This window comes from Shewanella intestini (assembly GCF_018221465.1).
In the GTDB taxonomy this organism is placed as follows: domain Bacteria; phylum Pseudomonadota; class Gammaproteobacteria; order Enterobacterales; family Shewanellaceae; genus Shewanella; species Shewanella intestini.
Window position 1 is genome coordinate 162977 of sequence record NZ_JAAIKR010000002.1, and the last position, 18362, is coordinate 181338.

Below are 18362 nucleotides of genomic sequence, written 5' to 3' on the forward strand. Positions count from 1 at the left end.
AACAATCTAAGCCTTGTTTAAAAGCACAAATGCCATTATTTGTGCTTTTTTCGTTACTGGTGGTCAATTTGTATTTTACAAAGTGACGACTTCAAATGCTAACACCATCTTAATGGTCAACTTATGCAATCAGCGAGTGCGTTGTTTTAACTAAGTGAGAGTTAGCAAAAGTGCGCGTCTAAAGTGGGGCCCCGAAAATGCTGGGCTCATGTTCAGAGATTCAGATAAAGATAATGAATTTTCGTTTTAAATTAGGTGATTTAGGATTTTATTATGGCAGGTGCCAGTTTATTAATGCTGTTAGATGATATAACCGCTGTGCTAGATGATGTTGCGGCGATGAGTAAAGTTGCAGCAAGAAAAACCGTCGGTGTTTTAGGTGATGACCTTGCGTTAAATGCCCAACAAGTTTCAGGCGTTGCTGCTGCACGTGAATTACCTGTTGTGTGGGCAGTCGCTTTAGGTTCGTTAAAAAACAAAGCGATATTGGTGCCCATCGCACTCATCATTAGTGCTGTTGCGCCGTGGCTTATTACGCCTTTATTGATGTGTGGTGGACTGTTTCTGTGCTTTGAGGGCAGTGAAAAGCTGCTTCATTGGTATCAATTACGTGTTAACCAAGGTGCAGATAATCATCAACAACCTGCAAATCTGCTAAAGGATAGGAAACCCTTTTGTGAGCAAGAAAAAATCAAAGGCGCCATTCGTACTGACTTTGTGTTATCGGCGGAGATCATCGCTATTGGATTAGGAGTTGTCGCTAAAGCATCATTAATAGATCAATTACTGACATTAACTGTCATCGCTATCACCATGACTGCGGGCGTGTATGGTTTGGTGGCTTGTATTGTGAAAATTGATGATGTCGGTTTGTACCTGTCAAAGCTAAAAGGGCAAGGGCAGATAAAGCTACGTATTCGAAAGCTGGGGTTAATGTTGATAACCGCGGCGCCAAATTTGATGAAGACGCTTACCGTGGCAGGCACTATTGCAATGTTTACCGTTGGCGGCGGTATTATTACCCATGGTTTTGATTACTTTAGTCTGATTTTTAGTGATATTGAATCATCAGTGGTGACCATTGAATTTGTCGGCCCAGAGATCGCGTGGGGAATGCCATTTATACTTAATGGCTGCTGTGGCGTGTTAATCGGATTTGCGGTATTAGCTGTCATAAATAGTGTTAAGAAAATAACGGCCAGTGCATAAATTGTTTATGCATCATTCTTAGGTAACTGCTAACAGTTTAACAACTAAATACAAAAGTAAGATGGATGCTTAAGCTGCCAGTGATTTGAGCTAATGCAATGTAAGGCAATAAAAAAGGTATCGATATCGATACCTTTTTTATGCTAATTTAATCAGTCGCTGTTAAATATGCTTTGAGCCTACGATTGAGCTAATAACTTTGGATTTGGCCCGTATTCGTTATCTTCTTTACTGTCAAAGCAAAATACAATGGCTAAAATAAATAATCCCAGAAGTGGAATTAATACCAATAAACACCACCAGCCAGAATGATTGGTATCATGCAGGCGTCTAACACTCACCGCAATCGATGGTATCAACACTAATAACGAGTAAATACCGCTAATGATGCCATAACCGGTCGCGTCATTAAATGTACCAACTCCTTTATCAATCAAGCTTAATATTATAGAAATAATCGTACTGATTAATAAAAACATCCAAAACTCTTTACGGCGAGCACGGCCACTAAAATCAAAATATTGCTTGAGAACTTTTATATACCAGTCCATCGAATGAATTCCTTGATGTTATGTAAAACCTATTTGTATCAACTTTTTACAACTTAAACAATAATCGCTTTTTAAACAGTCTAACTGTTGATAAAACATTAACGGATATTATTCTAAGCTGTTGTCAGTAATTGATCAGCCGTTACATGCCGTTAATCTTTAAGTTTATCTGCAACAATGGGATAAAAATCCCAAACTTGTTCATCAGTCATTGAGCGAACTAATTTCACATACTCAGCATGAGTCCATGCCAGTGGTGTTGCTGAATTAGTGCCGTCGCCTAATTTATACTGGTAGCGCGTTGGGTGACCAACACCATCCCAAGCTTGCTCAGGGAGCATTAAACCGGCGTTAGCAAAGGTTTCCATTCCTTGTACATAGGTCGAAATTAATTGTTGTTTGCTTTGTTGGTTAAGTTGGTTGGTTGCTTTAGCCAATGCCAGTTCATAATGGCCTCGTTCGCCTGTAAAAAATGGCCAAACACGACCACGTTGATCAATTGTATTACTGCCATTTTCAGCGTAACTGTTGCCTGTTTGCGTATCTTCACCGTAACCGTCATTGCCATAACGTCTATACCCTGGCACGGTGCTGCCATCTTTGGCTACAAACTCATATTTAACCCGTAAATTATGTTCAAGGTCAGTATTATCAATGAGTTTGACACTATTTTTTATGACTGAGTCTGTTGCCGGTGTGACCCCGTAACGGACGAGCTCTAAAAAGCCTGCGTCGAGGATCTGGCGTTGATCAATCCCTGGTTTACCATTGTTATCAAGCAAAGGAGTATTGGTATTAGGGTTACCGTTAGGGCTAATACGTAAATAATAAGCTTGGTTATCAATGGCGCTATTAAGGCCTCCTTGGGTGGTGATCGTCGTTGCTGCTAACTGCTGTTTTAGTTTTGTAGCAATGGCTAAATATTGTTGTTGGTCATCGCCAGCAAGTTTTGCTAAATCACTTGCTGCTACTAATCCTGCGATTACAGAAGCTATGGTAGATGGAGAATAGCCGGCTTGTTCTTCCCAGCGTTCTTGCTGAGTATGGGGCGGGGTAATAGTGACGTCATTCCAATCAAGTTTAACCTTACCACCGTTAACCAAGAAATCTGCCGCAGGTTTCAGCATTTGATGATACCAGGTGCTGATTTCTGCATCGGTAAATACCCCGGCTTGCCAAAGTTTCCAACCAAGCATAATCGGCATTGCTGTTTGATCGAGTTGGACACCGACCCATTCAATTTGACCGTCAACATGGGTTTTTTGTAAAAACCAGCCGTTAGTACCTTGGTAATCTGGTGTTTGCTGGCTAACTTGCACTTTTTTTAGATATTCAAAGGCCACTTTAGGAGTTTGGGTATCACCCATGGCTAAAAATGCCATTGCACACTGATAAAAATCTCTTGGCCATACCGCCTTATAACCTGTACTGCCCACCTTCGCAGAAACGGTGTCGCCCCAAGGGTTTGACAGTGAAGCGATTAATGCTCCCGCATGGGTTTTATCTTCTTGTGCTTTTAACACCAATGCACTGGCATACAGTAATTGGCCGTTATCAGCAGTGTTCACCGCCATATCATTAAGCGGTGTTAAACTGGCTAAATAATCTTGCCAACCTAACTGTTTATCATTACCTAAATAGGCACTAAGCACGGCATCATAACCGGTTAGTAATGATTGAGTTGCCGCGGCCATACTTTGTTGCTGATTGTCACCAAAGCCGATAGCGACATTAATGGTTAGCGGTTGATTAACGGTTAATGAAGGCAGCTGCGCCGTTAACGCAACGTTGCCGACGGTTTTTCTATCAAGGCTGGTGGTTTGGTATAAATTATCAAGTTGACCGTTATCTTGTAAATCAACTAAGCCGTCAGAGCGGCCAACAAAGCCTGCTTGTGCTTTCACAAATTGTGTGTCTGAAGTAATGGTCATAAAGGATGAATCTTGCTCAGCTGTATGAGCAATTAACGCGTTTCCTTCAACAAAAGCAATATCGTTCGCGCCGCTATTATCAATGTGTGGATTAGCATAAAGGTGCGGGGTAATTCCTTCTTCGTAAGCGGTAAAGATGACTTTCATCATTAATGAATGGCGGTTAGGGTCGGTAAAAATGTGCTTCTCTATTTGGTACTTACCCTCTGTGTCGCGGTTAATAATTTTATAGGCTAATGACAGTGGTCTGCCTTGATCATCTTGATGTAAATACTCAATCGTGGTGATGGTGTCTTTTTTCTCAGTGTCGACAAAATCTTTCCCAGTGATAATAAATTGTAATTCTTTTAATTGCGCGTTGTGAATCAAGCCATACATGGTTTCGGTAAGAATACCTTGCGCGACGCTGAACCAGACTTTGCTAACCGCTTGATGTTCAGAGGCAACATACTGGCCGTTAACATAAGGTACATACGATGTGCCGATGCCGGTTTTACCTGAAAAAGCCCATGTAGGCTCGATTCCCGGTGCACCGGGTGCTGATGCGACAGCGGCAGTTGCGGGTTGTGCACGTGTAAGTGCTGATGTTAGATTTTCTGGGTCATTGCTGCAAGCACTTAGGTTTAACCCTAACAGGACGATTGCGATTGTTGATGCCAACTTTTTAGGCTTATTTAAGACGTTTGTGTGCAACATAATGCTCCCCGAATTTACTGAAATAGTGGTGTATTACTTGAATTATTATTTTTTTTCGTTTTGTACAAAATGGACTGCAATGCCTGAAACCATCATAAAAATACCGCCAAGTACGACTGCATAAATGGGCTGGCTGTCAAAGAAAACGCGTAACAGTAACCCTAATATGCTGGCAGCAAGCAATTGTGGAATAACAATAAAGAAGTTAAATATGCCCATGTAAACGCCCATTTTATGCGCCGGAATAACGCCTGAAAGCATGGCGTAGGGGACGGATAAGATCGATGCCCAGGCAAAACCCACACCAATCATTGGGATCCATAAGTGAGTTGGGTCAGTGATAAAATAGAAACTGATTAAACCTATACCGCCTAAAAACATATTGATGGTATGAGTAAATTTAATCCCTACGGTTTTAGCTAATAGTGGAATAATCATCGCGGCAATGGCGGCAAAACCATTGTAAGAAGCGAACAATATGCCAACCCAATCAGCGCCATCATTGTAGGCTTGGCTGAGCACATCGTTGCTGTCATAGTGGTGTGAAGTTACTGCCGATGTGGTGTAAATCCACATAGAAAACAAAGCAAACCAAGCGAAAAATTGCACAATGGCTAATTGCTTCATTGCTCTGGGCATATGGAATAAATCGTTTACCACGTTAAATGTCATGCCCATTGACTGATTATCGCCCTGACTGGTATTGAGCTTGATAGCGCAAAATAATTGCAGTGGTCCAAAGGCTAAAATACCTAAACTTAAAATATACAGTTGTGGGTCTAAATCTTGTACAGCAATGAAAGCGGTAAATACTGTGCCAACAGTTATCCAGCTGATAGCCCCTTTACGATATTGCGCTGAGCTGCGCAGGTTTGCCTCTTGCGTTAGCCCTGACTGGCTTTGAGCCGAGTGAAATGAAGCTAACTCTTCAGGTGAGTATTCTTTAGATGAAATAATGGTCCAAAACACCGCTAAAAATAATACCACTGCACCAAAATAAAATGAGTAACGAACCGAGTCAGCAATTTCGCCAGCATCGGCAGTATTTGCGACATCAAACATGTTGGTCAAAATATACGGTAAAGCCGAGGCGACAACCGCGCCAATACCGATGAAAAAGCTCTGCATCGCATAGCCTTGAGTGCGCTGGCTCTTAGGTAGATTATCGCCAACAAAGGCTCTAAATGGCTCCATGGCGATATTGATTGAAGCATCCATAATCCACAGCATGCCGGCGGCAATCCATAATGTAGGCGAATGGGGCATGACAAATAAGGCGAGGGTAGTACAGATTGCACCAATTAAAAAATATGGTCTGCGGCGGCCAAGACGGTTCCAAGTGTTGTCACTTAAATAACCAATAATCGGTTGTACGATTAATCCCGTTAATGGCGCAGCTATCCATAAAATCGGAATATCTTCTATCTGCGCGCCTAAGGTTTGGAAGATGCGGCTGACATTGGCATTTTGCAGTGCAAAGCCAAACTGAATCCCTAAAAAACCAAAACACATATTGAATATCTGCCAAAAGTGTAATGGAGGTTGTTCAGTGGGAGTATGAGTGCTAGACAGTGATTTATTATTGTTATTAGCAGACATAGTAATCCTTTAAAATGATGCCTAATTAACAGTGTTAGGCGGTAACTAGCGTCACTGCTAGATAAAAAAATGGCGAATACACATCTCCCTAAGACAAGTATTCGCCAAAGACCTATTTAGATTATTTATTAGGTGGCAATACCCAACAAACAAAAACATAAGGCACTTTAAAACTGACTTAACGTCAGAAACGACCTAGCCCTTTTCGCTGTGTGAGCACACAGTGAATCAGCAAGATTTATACTAGCGTTGCCACCCAAATAGGTGCAACTGTGTACATACGTATTCATAAATTCCCAGCAACGTTTTATTAGCAAAATCATAACAGTAAGTGAGTGTGTATTTAACCATGAATACCCTCAATGGCTTTATCTGGCATTATCCACTTGCTGAACAGGAGTGCTTATCAGCTCAGATGCTGTTTTTAGCTGCATTGTTGTTTGCATGCCATCGGTTGAAGGTAACGCTAATATCACTGACTCTAATGGCGCTAATTGCAGCTTTATTTTACCGACAACGCCTTGTTGTGTCGGTTCAAATTCAATTGTCCAGTTAGATTGGCTGGTGTTATTTTTAGACGTTAACGACGCTTGCTTGATTTGCATTTCACTGGCCTGTTGCAAAGGCAAAGCCTCATGGTTTGCTTGCCCCAAATGTGGCTTTATGGTTGATGCAAGTAGATTGGTTAATGTTAACGGGCGCGTTGTCATATGCGGCCACTTGGCAATGAGCGAGTGAGGTATCGTGACGGTGTAGCGGGCTGGTTCTGTGTATGAAAAATTAGTGGCGATAACCAATTGTTGTTGCGGATTAAAGCGGCTAAATACAAATGCTTTGTCGTTATAACCTTTGGTGTTTAAGCTGCGCTGTAAGCTATCTAGTTCAACATAATGACCCGATAAAGCCGCTGCACTGTGGCTTAAATTTAACAGGGTTTGATAATAGTGCCTAAGTTGCTTTTCGCTCTGTGTCGATTGACCACCATCAAACTTACCGTTATTCATCCAGCGCTGATGCGCTGGCACGCCAATATAGTCAAAAATACTGGTACGAGTCGGTTGGCCAAATCCAGCATGTTCTGCGCCAGCTTCTCCTACATCTTGGCCAAAATAAAGTAAGGTTGGCGCACGACTTAATGTGGTTGACAGCACCATTGCAGGGAGAGCATTAAATGGATTTTCTGCAAAGTCGGCACTGGCAATACGTTGTTCGTCGTGGTTTTCTAAAAAGTGCAGCATGTGAGCTTCAATATCTTGTACTTTACTTTGCACCAAGGCTATCTCAGCGCTAGAACGCTTGTCGTGCATGATATCTTTTAAGGTGTCATATAAATCCACTTTGTCGTACAAGTAATCCATTTTGCCAAGATGAATATAATCACGATATAAATCAGGGTTATAAACTTCAGCTAATAAAAATGCTTTTGGGTTAGTGTGTTTAATGTGACTATTTAAATAGCTCCAAAATGCAACCGGCACCATTTCAGCCATGTCATAACGAAACCCATCAACGCCTTTATCAAGCCAATATTGGGTGATTTGCTTGAACTTTACCCAAGAGTCAGGAATCGACTCAGTTGATTGTTGCTGCCAAAAAGCAAAATGTTCGGCGGCGGTTTTAGTGGCATAACTTGCTGGCAGCTGTGGGAAATCAGCGCTACCATCAGGCTTAACTCCGTAATTAATTTTTACGGTTTCATACCAGTCATTGGCATGAGGCTGTGCTAATCGTGAACCATTACCAGTCCATTTTGCGGGTGTTTCAACAAATTTCCCGTCTGCTAATGGATGGGGTTGACCACCCAATACAGCTTGATTAGCGGGTAGCTGAGGCACGCTAAACTGACTGCCTTGAATATAATAAAAGTTGTTATTTTTAGCGTATTCAACAGAAGTGTCATCTGCTGCGCCAAAGTCGCTGACGCCTTGTGGCGCAGAAAGTGATTGATAACGGCGCGCTACATGATTAGGCACAATATCAATGATGACTTTCATTCCTTGCTGGTGGGTACGGGCAATAAGTGCTTCAAATTCGGCTAGGCGCTCAGCGGGATTATCTGCTAAGTCTGGATTAACGTTGTAATAGTCTTTGACCGCATAAGGGGAGCCAGCGCGGCCTTTTACGACATCAGGATCATCATTGCTAATCCCATAGGCACTATAGTCATTAATCAGCGCATGATGTGGTACGCCGGTATACCAGATATGAGTGACCCCAAGTGATTGAATGTCTTGTAGGGCAGTGACGCTAAAATCGCTAAATTTGCCCACGCCATTTTGCGCTATATTGCCCCAAGCCATGTTATTGGTGTTGGTGTTGCCGTAGAGTCGGGTAAATACCTGATACACCAAGGCCTTGTGTGCCATGGCGGATTTATCAATGCTGGTAATGGGACTGACAGTATTTGCTTTTGGCGTGTCAATAACAGCAAAAGCGGGGGAGACACTGGCACCTAAAGCAAGGATGAAACTCACCGCGAGTAGACCATTGCTAGGTCGGTGTTGGGGGAAAGTTGCCGTTGCAGAGAAAATATTGACCTGACGCATGATGTGTCCTTATTAACGTTGTAAAAATTGCTCATGAGGCGGTAATTGAGCACAATAATGTTGGTAAATAGCTTTTAAGTTACTTAAAAACTCATCACGTTGTATCGCCGTCATATTGTTAGCTAACGGGTTATGATCGCTTGGCATCAGCCCTTGACCTATCATGACTTGCAGCCAAGCTTCTTCGGTAAACAGTTCATCTTGTTGGCGAAACAGGTTGCCTGATTGCGCGAAGAGATCGATTTTTTGTCTTAACGATTCCGGCAACGACATTTGCCTGCATTGCTGCCATAAATCGCCGCTTTGTCGTTGATTGAGGGCGTAATGCAAAATGATAAAGTCACGAATTTGTTCAAATTCACGTTGAGATTGTCGGTTATATTCATCAACTAGCGCAGGAGTAATTCGGCGATGAGGCAATAATTTGGTCAGCCGAATAATGGCAGTTTGCACTAAATGTAAACTGGTTGATTCAAGCGGTTCTAAAAAACCGCTGGATAACCCAATGGCGACACAATTTTTATGCCACTGCTTTACTCGTCTGCCGGGCGTAAATTTGAGCAATCTCGGTTGAGTGATCGCTTTGGTATCTAAATTAGATAATAACCGCTGTTTTGCGCTGTCATCGTCAATAAACTGCGATGAATAAACCAAGCCATTACCTGTGCGGTGCTGCAAAGGTATGCGCCACTGCCAACCAAATTCATGTGCGATGGCGCGAGTAAAAGGAATAATGGGGTGACTTGCTTCACTGGCCACTGCCCAGGCGCGGTCGCATTTTAACCACTTTTGATAACTGTCAAATTCCACCCCCAATGCTTTATCAATTAGCAGCCCAGTTTGGCCGGAAAAATCAATAAATAAATCACCTTCAATCGGTGGGCTCGCGTTTAAATGTAAGCGTGCGATATTACCTTGTTCATCTAAAACAACATCATTAACAGTGTCTTGAATGTGGGTAATGCCTGCATTGCTACACAGTTGCTGCAACAATTGTGCATATCGCCCTGCATCAAAGTGATAAGCATGGGTTAAGCCTGCAAGTTGTTCGTTATGAATGCGGGTGACATTAGCAAATTTGCCTGCACTAGCGGCTTGGTAATTGAATGAAAAGTCCCATAACGATGAGGCTGTTTCAGGTTTACTTGCTAACCAATAATGATGAAAGGAAGTGTAACCTATGTTTTTACCTAACGTACCAAAGGCGTGCATGTAGCACTGTGACTCTTTGCCCCAATGGCTAAATTCGATTCCAAGTTTAATGCTGGCATGGGTTTGGGCTATAAACGATTTTTCATCCACACCTAGTACATCATTAAATATTTTAAGGGGAGGAATAGTTGCTTCGCCTACACCAATAGTGCTGATATCGGCAGATTCAATTAAGCTAATGTTGAGAGTCTGAGAATACATTTTACTAAGCAGTGCCGCCGTCATCCAACCTGAGGTGCCACCGCCTACGATAACGATATTATTGATGTTGTTATTCATTATCATCCTTTTACTCTGGTTAAAAGTTAGCTGGAGATTGCGATTGTTTATGATCAAAAGACAATAAAAAAGCCTCTAAAAAGAGGCTTTTTTATCACACAGCTTAGAACTTGTAGTTAGCACCTAACATGTAGTTACGACCATAGTTTTGGTAGTCGCGTACTTCACGATCATCTTCACCAAAGTAGGTAGTAAATGGCTCGTTAGTTAAATTATTGACTTGCAATTGCACTGATAATCCAGCGAGAGAATTAAATCCTGCTTCACCAAAGTCATAACCTATTTGCGCATCAACCACGGTTTCAGCATCAACATTAACGTTTACTCGGCTTAAGCTAATTGCGGTGACTTCACCTAAGAATTCACTGCGGTAACGTGAACTCACGCGCGCTTCGAAACCCGAGTTTTCATAATAAACTGTCGCGTTAAATGTTTTCTCTGATAAACCCGGCAAGGTAGTTGGATCACTTTGTGAGGTTTCTTTCACTTCAGAGTCATTGTAAGAGCCGTTTAAGATGGTACCAAACCCTTCTAATGCATTAGCGAAATAGCCAAAATCGAGAGAAATAGATGCCTCGATGCCTTGAACATATCCACCTTGACCATTTTGTGGCGAACTAAATTCACCCGCTTCTTCACCAGGGGTGACACCCGGGAGAATTTCGCTAAAGTCGACAAAGGCCGTCTGGTCGTATACATAGTTTTCTAAATCTTTGTAATAAGCAGCAATAGAGAAGTAACCTTGGTCGCTAAAGTAGTTCTCATAGCTGATATCATATTGACGAGCCATCCACGGACGTAGACTTGGGTTGCCTGCACTACCTGAGTAATACACGCCGCCAATACCATCTTTATCGTATGAGTAACTGACATTGGCATTCATTTTATCCATGCGCGCACGGCTTAGGGTTCGCGCCGCAGCGAATACAACACGCTGACCTTCAGCGACTTCTAATGCAACGTTAAAACTCGGTAACCACTCAAGATATGAATCTTCACCGTAACTTGGGGTTAAACCAATGGAGCCATCTGCTAATACAGTTGCAGCCGTGCCTTTTGAGCTTTGGTCTGTGTGAACCGCTTGTACACCAAAGTTACCCGTTAATGGCATGTGACCAACATCGGTTTCAAAGTCGGCTTTAACATAAAACGTATTAACTTTTTCTTCGACTTGCCAAGAGTTAACTGAGCGATCTAATTGAACTGTGCTGGCGTCTAACTCATCGTAATTACCGTCATTATAAAAAGCGAGTGCGTCATATGACAACATATTGCCCATGCCGAAAAAAGCCAGAGATGTTGGACTAAGCAAATACTTTTCAGGCACAGTCATCATATAGTCAGGCGCAGTATTAATGTCATAGCCTTTCAATGTGAGGTAATAACCATTGTCGTCTTTGGTTTTTTCACGTTGAGTCATGTTGACACCAAACTCAATATTGTGAATAAAGCCATCATCAAAGGTATAGGTGGTGCCTAAACGTAATGATTTCAGTTCATCTTCAATTTCAGGTTTATTAATAAAACCATCTTGCATATTGCTATCTATTGAAGGCCCCCAACTAAATGCACCACCAAGACGGATTAGGTTCGGGTCTGAATAATCCAATGCTGGATTAAAGTTATAGCCGCCTTCACCGTTGTAACTAAAGCCCAGGTCTTCAGTGACACCGTTGCCATTACCACGGCCAGTACCGGCATAGGTTTCAATACCAATATCGGTACGGTCAACTTTTGACATTGCAATATCAGCTTCAACAGTCCAGTTAGTATTAATGTGATATTCGTTATTCCAACCAATCGATAATGAATTCGCGTCACGGGTATTCGCATCGTTACGGATCAAGATACCAGCGTCACGAATAATACCTTGGGTGACTAAACCGTTTTCACTGCTAATTGAGTCAGTGCCTGAGTTAGCCCAGCCACCACCCCATGCGCCGGGGATCTCTGCACCTCTAAGGATTTGTTCGTCATAAAATTTGGTATAAAACACATCGACAACTGAGCGGTAGTGTTCATTTGGCACGTATTCAAATACTGCCATGACTCCGTCACGTTCCAGTTCTGAAGAGCGAACATAAGGTTTTGCGCCACCTAAGATTTTGTCGCCGTTAGCGTCTTCTGGGTAACCCCATGCTTGCCAGCGCTCTTCTTGGTTGGGTGACTGCATACGAGAGTAACCTAATGCTATCCCGATAGTATCGTCAGCAAACTGGTCAATATAAGAGATACTGCCACGATAGCCTTTATCATCAGAACCTGAATTCAATGCGCCTAAATCATTACTTTCACCACGTAAGTTAACCGCAATAGTGCGCTCGCCGTAACGAAGTGGACTAATAGTTTGCATGTCTACTGTGCCGCCAATGGCTTGAGTCATTAACGATGCATCAGGTGTTTTATATACCACAACCGTATCAAGGAGTTCAGACGGATATTGGTCAAACTCAACGCCGCGGTTATCGTTAATTGATGCCTGCTCACGACCATTTAATGTGGCCATGGTGAAATCAGGTCCAAGCCCACGAATCGACACCACATTGGCACGTCCATCAAGACGTTGAGCGGCGATACCCGGAAGGCGTGCTAATGATTCGGCAATTGACACATCAGGTAATTTCCCGATGTCTTCTGAAGAAATGGCTTCGACAACCGATGAGTTAGACATTTTTAATGATTGTGATTTTTGTAAACTGCGGCGGATACCTGACACTTTAATCACTTCAATGCTTTCGTCTGCAGTGGTATTGTTAACATCATCTTCTACAGCATAAGCACCCATGCTAGCGCCTGCAGCAGCTAACGCTAAAGTTAGTAAGCTTGGTTTAAATAACGACATTCATCTTTCCCCTTGGTATGAATGCTTAACAACAGGCTGTCCAGTTCGAGTTGTTAGCGTTCTTTATATTTTGGTTACAGTCTTTATTGTGATTTATCCCAACAGGCTTAATTGACTGCATAAGTGTTGAGGTTATGATCGAATTGTTATGAATCAGTTGAGATATTACTCTTGAGCTTGAATCACTCACAATACGATGCATACGTATTCAAACTGTTGTCGATGATAAAAAGCGAACTATTTAACCAAAAATCAACAAATATTACCGATACGTTATTATACATAAGATATTGTTTTTTAATGTTTTAAAATGTATCAACGCATACGGGGTTCGATATCGGCTTAATGCATACGTATGCAGATCTATTGAACCTGATTTCCAATTTCACGTATCCTCAGTCGTATAACAACACAAAGGCGTTGATAACCTAGTGGTTACAATGATTTAACTTTCATCGATGTATCATTGAGAGTGAAACACATTTAAGGGGATGGAATGGACCAAATTAGCTGGTGGAAAGGCACAGTGATATATCAAATATATCCACGAAGCTTAATGGACGCCAATAATGACGGTATCGGTGATTTGCAAGGCATCATTTCCAAACTTGATTACATCGCCAACTTACATGTCGATGCGATTTGGATCTCACCATTTTTTAAATCTCCTATGAATGATTTTGGTTACGACATTAGTGACTATTTAGCCGTAGACCCGATGTTTGGCACTATGAATGATTTTGATGAACTGATTACCAAGGCGCATGGACTTGGTATTAAAGTCATTATCGATCAAGTTTTAAGTCACACCTCAGATCAACATGCTTGGTTTGAACAAAGCCGTCAAAATCAAACCAACGCCAAACAAGATTGGTATGTGTGGGCAGATCCGAAACAAGATGGCACCGCGCCTAACAATTGGTTAGCAATATTTGGTGGCTGTGCTTGGGAATGGGAGCCGCGTCGTAAGCAATATTACTTGCATAATTTTTTGAAAAGTCAGCCAGATTTAAATTTTCATAATCCTGATGTGCGCCAAGCCGTGTTAGACAACGTTGAATTTTGGCTCAAAAAAGGGGTTGATGGTTTCCGCTTAGATGCCATTACCTTTTGTTATCACGACGAGCAACTGCGTGATAACCCCGCAAAGCCCGCCGACAAACGCCAAGGGCGTGGCTTTAGTGAAGACAACCCATATGCGTATCAATATCATTATTACAACAATACCCGTCCGCAAACGGTACAGTTTATTGAGCAATTACGTGCGTTAATCGACCGTTATCCCAATGCTGTTACCCTTGGTGAAGTCTCCTCTGAAGACTCATTAGCAACTATGGCTGAGTACACCCAAGGTAACGAGCGCTTGCACATGGCGTATAGTTTCGAGTTATTAACTGATGAGTTTAGTGCTACATATATTCGTCAAACTGTAGAGGCCTTAGAAGGCAGTATTGGTGATGGTTGGCCATGCTGGGCTATTGGTAATCATGATGTTCAACGGGTAGCTAGTCGTTGGGCTAAAGATAGCGATAATACCGACTTTATAAAAATGCTTAATGCACTATTGTTTTCTTTACGTGGCAGTATTTGCAGTTATCAAGGTGAGGAGCTTGGGCTTTGTGAAGCAGAAATAGAATTTGATCAACTGCAAGACCCTTTTGGCGTCACGTTTTGGCCGCAATTTAAAGGCCGAGATGGATGTCGTACTCCGATGCCGTGGCATAGCGACCAACAACAAGCGGGTTTTTCTAATAAACAACCTTGGTTGCCGTTGTCGCCATCACATCGGCAACACGCAGTAAATGTGCAGCAAACTGACCCTAATTCTATATTAAAATCATACCAACATTTTCTGCAGTGGCGTAAATCTCATCAGGCATTAATAGAAGGCGAAATCGAATTTGTCGATGCCAATGAGCATATATTGGCATTTATTCGCTCAACAGCAGATGAAAAACTGCTGGTGTTATTTAATTTAACTGAACATGAGCATCAATTTGTACTTGAAAATTACAATATTGAACAAAACCTCACCTGTCATGGGTTGCTGAATGGTGAACTAAGTGAAGTTAAAAATTGTTATATCTTACCTGCTTATAGCTGCGTATTTGCCAAAATAAACTAACCTTTAATAGTCAGGGCTGTGTCACTGGGTTAATTATACTGAAATGGCACAAAATTAGTTTTGACCTTCACTTGTAAAATCGGTGCATAAATCGGCTCTTTTTTTGGTTAAAGTCGTTATAAAAAGGGGTGATTAACAGGCTCACTAACACAAGTAAATAGCCCAAAGCAGGGCCGTTAGAGCGTGATAACAATTATGTTTTCGCACCGCTTTATCGCTCGTTCAGTGAGCCTGTTGCATTGCGTTTTTATGCGGTTTATAACAGCGCGTTATTTAGATTTATAAATGGGCTTTAAATAAGCTCATTATTGAACAGCGAAAAATATAGGCTCACACATGGATTTTAAGCAGTGTAATTACGCTTGAAATTAAAATAAATAATAAGAGAAAATAATATGGCTTCTACTGCACAAACAGGTTCAGCAACTTACACCTCAAGCCCTAATGGTCAATACCGTTTTGCCTTAGTTTCATTAACCTCGTTATTTTTTATGTGGGGGTTTATCACGTGTTTAAATGATATTTTAATACCACATTTAAAAGCTGTTTTTTCATTAAGTTACACCGAAGCAATGTTGATTCAGTTTTGCTTTTTTGGGGCTTATTTTTTAGTGTCCCTGCCAGCCGGTAGTTTAGTTAAAAAATTAGGTTATCAACGCGGTATTGTCGCAGGTTTAGTCATTGCCAGTATCGGTTGTGCACTGTTTTATCCTGCAGCAGATTTTGAAGTTTATGGCTTATTTTTGGGGGCATTATTTGTTCTGGCGTCGGGTATCACCATTTTACAAGTTGCTGCTAATCCCTATGTTAACGCGTTAGGCAGTGAAGAAACCGCTTCAAGTCGGCTTAATTTAACCCAAGCATTTAATGCCTTAGGAACAACCGTCGCGCCATACTTTGGTGCCATATTAATATTATCCGTCGCAACTGGCGCGGTAGGTGAAATGACCCATCATCAAGCTGAAGCGGAAGTGGTTAAAATGCCATATCTGTTTTTAGCGGCAACATTGGCTATTTTAGCGGTCATTTTTTCTAAATTAAAATTGCCCGTAATTGATGAGCACGCAGAAGTATCAACAACCGGTGAGGTGAGCTATAAAGGTAAAACCAGTGCCCTACAGAGTATCCACTTGGTACTGGGCGCGGTTGGTATTTTTGTTTATGTTGGAGCTGAAGTGGCTATTGGTAGCTTTTTAGTTAACTTTTTAGGCGAAGATCATATTGTAGGTTTAAAAGAAGCCGACGCAGCTAAATACATCACCTACTATTGGGGCGGGGCAATGGTTGGACGCTTTATTGGTTCCGCTGTGATGCAAAAAGTGTCGGCCAATAAAGTCCTCGCCTTTAACGGCATTATGGCGGCGATGTTAGTGTTGGTGGCCGTTAATTTTGACGGTAAAATTGCCATGTACGCCATTTTATCGGTTGGGTTATTTAACTCAATTATGTTTCCAACGATATTTAGCTTGGCATTGCGCGACCTAGGTCCACATACCTCTCAAGGCAGTGGTATTATTTGTTTAGCTATTGTTGGTGGGGCAATTATGCCGCTTATTCAAGGTGTCATTGCTGATAGTGCCGACATACAAACTGCATTCATATTACCGGTCTTTTGTTACTGCTATATTATCTTTTATGGTGCTAAAGGCGCAAAAATGTAAGCGTAAACGAAAGTGCTCTAATCACAGTTTGACTAAAGCGGCTCAATTGAGTCGCTTTTTTATTGCTATCAGGGGCATTAAAACCTATGATCAGCGCGTTTTATTCCACAACCCACGTTATCGAGAATGATATGTTGACTTACCCCCTTTCTGGAAGCTCTTCTGAATTAGTGCTTAATGTTTTATCAATGGTTTTGAGTCAAGGTAAACCCCTAGACAGAGCCTATTCGCAACACTTTTCAGGTTTAAAGTTAGCCTCAGACGAACAAGCACGTATCACCTTTGTCGTGGGTGATATTTTAAGGCGATTAAATTTATATTGTTATGTTGTCGATATTGAAGCAGAAAACTTTGAGCGTGTGGGATCTAAACTGTTAAACGGTTGGCATTACTTCCATCAGCTTGATTTCCCAAAAATGAAATATTCATTACAAGTGGACACGAAAGAGCTCGATGAACGCATTGAACAGGCTAAAACTCACCCTGCATTGTGGGATGGTTGTCCGCAATGGTTAGATGATTTAGGTGCCCAGCAACTCGGTGGCAAATGGCCAGCAGAGCGAAGCGCATTAGCGTTAGCGCCTAAGCGTTTTATTCGCGTAAATGAACTTAAATGCGACAAACAACAATTAATTGCCCGTTTAGCTAAAGAATCTGTGACAGCCATTGAGGTTAATGGTGTTGAAAGTGCGTTAGAAATTACATCTAACTCAGCTTTATTTAGAACTGACTGTTTTAAAGATGGTTGGTTTGAACAACAAGATGCTGGCTCGCAATTAGTGGCGAATGCAGTCAATGCCAAACCGGGAATGCGGGTGATTGATGCCTGTGCGGGTGCGGGCGGTAAAACACTGCACATTGCTGCGCAAATGCAAGGTAAAGGCAGATTGTTGGCAATGGATGTTGAGCAGTGGAAACTTGATAACTTGAAAACCCGCGCTAAACGCGCAGCGGCACATAATGTTGAAACCCGCATTATTGCAAGTTCTAAAACCATTAAACGATTAAAGTTGTCGGCAGATAGAGTATTACTTGACGTGCCTTGTTCTGGACTTGGGGTGCTAAAACGTAATCCCGATGCAAAATGGCGGGATACACCTGAACGCTTGCCTGTGTTAGTTGAGTTACAGAAAACCATTTTGCAAAGTTACAGCAGAATGGTCAAAGTTGACGGAATGCTTATTTATGCCACCTGTTCAATCATGCCTCAAGAAAACAGTGAGCAAGTTGCCCGTTTCCTAAAAGAAAATCCGCATTTCACCCTAGTTGATGAAGAACATATTTATGTGGCTGATCATGGCTTTGACGGCTTTTACTTAGCGAGAATGCGCAGAATCGAAGCATAGTGACTTGCTCTTAGTCGCCGTATATAAAAACAGCACCTAAAAAGGTGCTGTTTTTTTTGTCATTATTCTCGCGCGCCAAAATCAAAATCAAAATCAAAACCAAAGCCCGTGATAAATGTAAAAACAAACCAATAATGCCAAACACTAACAGTATCGATGTGGTGTTATTGGCGTGCAAATCTACAGTGCTTGGCAATGTGCGTTTATTAGCTAAGCGTATCCAATCAAAAAGCAACCTAGCCTTAATTCAAAAACCGCTAATAATAAAGTTGAATGTGCTGAGATTAATAGGAAAAGCAGGGGATTATAAATGGGCTGTTTTGGGCGATAAACAGCGTATTTAGTGATGTATTTAAGTAAATAAT

The 18362-nt window shown here is 41.8% G+C and carries 11 protein-coding genes; 5 read left to right on the forward strand and 6 right to left on the reverse strand.

What is annotated here, in order from left to right; translation table 11 throughout:
- Positions 1–273 precede the first annotated feature (273 nt).
- Positions 274–1209 carry a DUF808 domain-containing protein gene (locus G3R48_RS03850; protein WP_153663259.1) on the forward strand — a complete coding sequence of 312 codons (936 nt, stop codon included), beginning with the start codon at positions 274–276 and terminating at the stop codon, positions 1207–1209.
- 179 nt (positions 1210–1388) lie between these two features.
- On the opposite strand, the gene G3R48_RS03855 is transcribed toward G3R48_RS03850, so the two are convergent.
- The 6 genes from G3R48_RS03855 to G3R48_RS03880 form a co-directional block, all read right to left on the reverse strand.
- The gene (locus tag G3R48_RS03855; protein WP_153663260.1) at positions 1389–1760 is read right to left on the reverse strand and encodes a DUF805 domain-containing protein; all 372 of its coding nucleotides are present in this window, start codon (positions 1758–1760) and stop codon (positions 1389–1391) included.
- Positions 1761–1912: 152 nt separating this feature from the next.
- Complete coding sequence (locus G3R48_RS03860) at positions 1913–4387, reverse strand: glycoside hydrolase family 15 protein (RefSeq protein WP_153663261.1); 2475 nt, start codon at positions 4385–4387, stop codon at positions 1913–1915.
- 45 nt (positions 4388–4432) lie between these two features.
- The gene (locus G3R48_RS03865; RefSeq protein ID WP_153663262.1) at positions 4433–5986 is read right to left on the reverse strand and encodes an MFS transporter; all 1554 of its coding nucleotides are present in this window, start codon (positions 5984–5986) and stop codon (positions 4433–4435) included.
- A 368-nt stretch (positions 5987–6354) separates the two neighbouring features.
- Positions 6355–8532 carry an alpha-amylase family protein gene (locus tag G3R48_RS03870; RefSeq protein WP_153663263.1) on the reverse strand — a complete coding sequence of 726 codons (2178 nt, stop codon included), beginning with the start codon at positions 8530–8532 and terminating at the stop codon, positions 6355–6357.
- A 12-nt stretch (positions 8533–8544) separates the two neighbouring features.
- On the reverse strand, positions 8545–10023 hold the full coding sequence (locus G3R48_RS03875) for a tryptophan halogenase family protein (RefSeq protein ID WP_153663264.1): 1479 nt from the start codon (positions 10021–10023) through the stop codon (positions 8545–8547).
- A gap of 103 nt (positions 10024–10126) precedes the next feature.
- The gene (locus tag G3R48_RS03880) at positions 10127–12865 is read right to left on the reverse strand and encodes a TonB-dependent receptor (protein WP_153663265.1); all 2739 of its coding nucleotides are present in this window, start codon (positions 12863–12865) and stop codon (positions 10127–10129) included.
- Positions 12866–13361: 496 nt separating this feature from the next.
- Here G3R48_RS03880 and G3R48_RS03885 point away from each other — a divergent pair, with 496 nt between their 5' ends.
- The 4 genes from G3R48_RS03885 (at position 13362) to G3R48_RS03900 (ending at position 18341) form a co-directional block, all read left to right on the forward strand.
- Positions 13362–14990: an alpha-glucosidase family protein gene (locus G3R48_RS03885; protein ID WP_153663266.1), complete on the forward strand. Its 1629-nt coding sequence runs from the start codon at positions 13362–13364 to the stop codon at positions 14988–14990.
- A 395-nt stretch (positions 14991–15385) separates the two neighbouring features.
- Complete coding sequence (locus tag G3R48_RS03890; RefSeq protein ID WP_153663267.1) at positions 15386–16651, forward strand: sugar MFS transporter; 1266 nt, start codon at positions 15386–15388, stop codon at positions 16649–16651.
- A 131-nt stretch (positions 16652–16782) separates the two neighbouring features.
- Positions 16783–17997, forward strand: coding sequence for an RsmB/NOP family class I SAM-dependent RNA methyltransferase (locus tag G3R48_RS03895; protein ID WP_153663268.1), 1215 nt, complete (start codon positions 16783–16785; stop codon positions 17995–17997).
- A 56-nt stretch (positions 17998–18053) separates the two neighbouring features.
- Positions 18054–18341, forward strand: coding sequence for a hypothetical protein (locus G3R48_RS03900; protein ID WP_153663269.1), 288 nt, complete (start codon positions 18054–18056; stop codon positions 18339–18341).
- Positions 18342–18362 lie beyond the last annotated feature (21 nt).

Excerpts from the sequence above, each read along its gene's own strand:
- G3R48_RS03850 (WP_153663259.1), top strand. The coding sequence starts at position 274 with ATGGCAGGTGCCAGTTTATTAATGCTGTTAGATGATATAACCGCTGTG.
- G3R48_RS03855 (WP_153663260.1), bottom strand. The coding sequence starts at position 1,760 with ATGGACTGGTATATAAAAGTTCTCAAGCAATATTTTGATTTTAGTGGC.
- G3R48_RS03860 (WP_153663261.1), bottom strand. The coding sequence starts at position 4,387 with ATGTTGCACACAAACGTCTTAAATAAGCCTAAAAAGTTGGCATCAACA.
- G3R48_RS03865 (WP_153663262.1), bottom strand. The coding sequence starts at position 5,986 with ATGTCTGCTAATAACAATAATAAATCACTGTCTAGCACTCATACTCCC.
- G3R48_RS03870 (WP_153663263.1), bottom strand. The coding sequence starts at position 8,532 with ATGCGTCAGGTCAATATTTTCTCTGCAACGGCAACTTTCCCCCAACAC.
- G3R48_RS03875 (WP_153663264.1), bottom strand. The coding sequence starts at position 10,023 with ATGAATAACAACATCAATAATATCGTTATCGTAGGCGGTGGCACCTCA.
- G3R48_RS03880 (WP_153663265.1), bottom strand. The coding sequence starts at position 12,865 with ATGTCGTTATTTAAACCAAGCTTACTAACTTTAGCGTTAGCTGCTGCA.
- G3R48_RS03885 (WP_153663266.1), top strand. The coding sequence starts at position 13,362 with ATGGACCAAATTAGCTGGTGGAAAGGCACAGTGATATATCAAATATAT.
- G3R48_RS03890 (WP_153663267.1), top strand. The coding sequence starts at position 15,386 with ATGGCTTCTACTGCACAAACAGGTTCAGCAACTTACACCTCAAGCCCT.
- G3R48_RS03895 (WP_153663268.1), top strand. The coding sequence starts at position 16,783 with ATGTTGACTTACCCCCTTTCTGGAAGCTCTTCTGAATTAGTGCTTAAT.